Source organism: Moorena sp. SIO3I6 (genome assembly GCF_010672095.1).
Genome location: NZ_JAAHHU010000737.1, coordinates 1 through 2,345, shown reverse-complemented (window position 1 = coordinate 2,345; position 2,345 = coordinate 1). Strand labels below are relative to the sequence as shown.

Annotated in this window: 2 protein-coding genes; one reads left to right on the top strand and one right to left on the bottom strand. The window is 44.2% G+C overall.

Translation table 11 applies throughout. The features are described 5' to 3' along the window. On the top strand, positions 1-1,907 hold a 1,907-nt coding region (locus tag F6K49_RS42065; RefSeq protein WP_293107243.1), incomplete at its 5' end, for a DNA translocase FtsK. Between the two features lie 88 nt (positions 1,908-1,995). On the opposite strand, the gene F6K49_RS42060 is transcribed toward F6K49_RS42065, so the two are convergent. After that, positions 1,996-2,345 (bottom strand): formylglycine-generating enzyme family protein (locus F6K49_RS42060; RefSeq protein WP_293107240.1); only part of this gene is annotated, 350 nt, incomplete at its 5' end.

The following is a 2,345-nucleotide window of genomic DNA, read 5'->3' as shown; positions in this document are numbered from 1 at the left end:
TCCCCAAAATCAATACCAATCCAGATATAGCCTCGATCTTACTTCAACTGTGGCAAGGATTAAAATCACTAATTCCCCATTGGACTCAACTGCTAGTTACTAATCGACCCTATTGTCAGCCAGAGGAAGTAATTAGTAAAACCTTCGTTGCTCAAGAAATAAAGCTCAGTTATAACTTCACTCTTCCTGATGGTACCCAGCAACGAGTTAATGGAAAATTCGATAGCTTAATCTTCGACTGTGAGCACGATCGCTATTGTGTCGTAGACTATAAAACCTATCAACCGGTAGATCCATCCGCTAACTTAGCTCAAGTAGCCCTCTATAGTTACATGCTCCACCAAAAAAAAGGAGTAGCAATCGATGCAGCGGTTTATTGTGTTTTACCGGAATTCCAAAAACACTACTATTCCCGGGAAGAGCTAGAGGATACAGTGCATCAGCTCATTCCCCATAAATTACAACAGATGCGGGAATGGCTGACTTGGAAACCTGCCCAGGTCGAAGAGAGTGGAGATGGGGGCGTTGCTGATTCTGGGTATGATTTTGCCCCCCTAGCCCCCCAATTTTGGGGGGAACAAAACTCTCAAAGTCCCCCAAAGTTGGGGGATTTAGGGGGCTTGACCAAAACTAATGAGCAACGCCGAAAAAACCATTGCACTCCCACAATCGGTAAGGGCAACCTGAAGCCACCACCACCGACACGACAGCCTCACCTATGCAACATTTGTCCCCAACAACAGACCTGTCAAACCTTTTTTGAGGATGGGAAAACTGAGCAAAAGCCAGTCAAGGCACCATCCCGCAAAATTCCTGATACTAAGCAAAAGCCGGTCAAGGCACCATCCCGGAAAACTCTTGATGCTGATCAGACCGGGGAAAAATTGGTGAGTACTTTAGAAGACTTTAAAATTAGTGTCGATTATGTCAACGCAACAGTTGCTCCAGCATTTGTCCGGATCAAGGTAAAACCCAATCGTGGGGTAAAAGTCATATCGATACAGAATCGCTCCAAGGATTTACAAGTACACTTAGGTCTGGAGAATCCTCCCCTGATTACTCCTGAAGCTGGGTATGTCAGTGTGGATTTACCACGGAAGGATGAGGATAGAGAAGTAGCTAGATTTTCTGACTATATCCAGGTTCACCAAAGCTCTAGTAATCCTCCCAAGATTGGGCTTGGAGTAAATTTAGATGGGAAATTGGTAGAAGCGGATTTATCGGATCCCAATACTTGTCACTTTTTGGTAGGGGGCACAACCGGAAGTGGCAAGAGCGAATTTTTGCGATCGCTTCTGCTATCCCTACTTTATAACCATTCTGCTGAACAGCTCAAAATTGCTCTAGTTGATCCCAAGCGCGTCACTTTCCCAGAATTTGAGGACATGCCATGGTTGCTGTCACCAATCGTAAAAGATAGCGATCGCGCTATCGAACTGATGGCAGAATTAGTTGACGAAATGGAGGAGCGTTACCTGAAATTTGAACAAGCCAAGTGTCCTCACCTGGATGCTTATAATCAGCAATTGAGTAATAAACCAAACCTAGCGTTACCTCGGATAATCTGTATTTTTGATGAATATGCTGACTTCATGGCTGAAAAAGAAATCCGCAAAGAGTTAGAATTAAGTATTAAGCGTTTGGGAGCAAAAGCTAGAGCTGCTGGGATTCATTTGATTGTTGCTACTCAACGGCCAGACGCTAACGTTGTTACTCCGATTATTCGCTCTAATTTACCAGGGCGAATTGCTTTACGCACAGCCTCTGAAGCGGATTCAAAGATTATTTTTGGTGGCACCAACACTGAAGCGGCTTATTTGTTGGGTAAGGGAGATTTATTGTATCAAAAGGGTGGTAAGTTAGAGCGATTGCAGAGTTTGTTTGCTGAGAGGATTGTATTGCCTTGATTTTAAACTATAGTTATCAAATCCATCTCATACGGCGGAAATAAAGTATAAAAGTATAAAAGTGCCAAAGGTCAAAAAGGAAAAAGGGCTAAGTCCTCCCAACAGCCCTCGCCACACGAAAACCGACATTGTCGAAGATGAAAACGCGCGCGAGATAGCTGCCGCGGTAGGCAGAACGGCAATTCCCAGGATTGAGGAACCAGGACCCGCCCCGCAAAAAATTATAATAAGTATTATTATCAAATTGATTCCAGATACTCCCATCTTTAGGAGCTCCTTCGTAATTAGAATGCCTTGGATCCGCACACCACTCCCAAACATTGCCATGCATATCGTATAAGCCAAAGCCGTTGGGGGGAAATCGTCCTACGTCGGTGGTTTCTTCTCGATATTCCCCTTTTGCTTCCTCTGCATAAGTATAGGAAGCGTCATAATTAG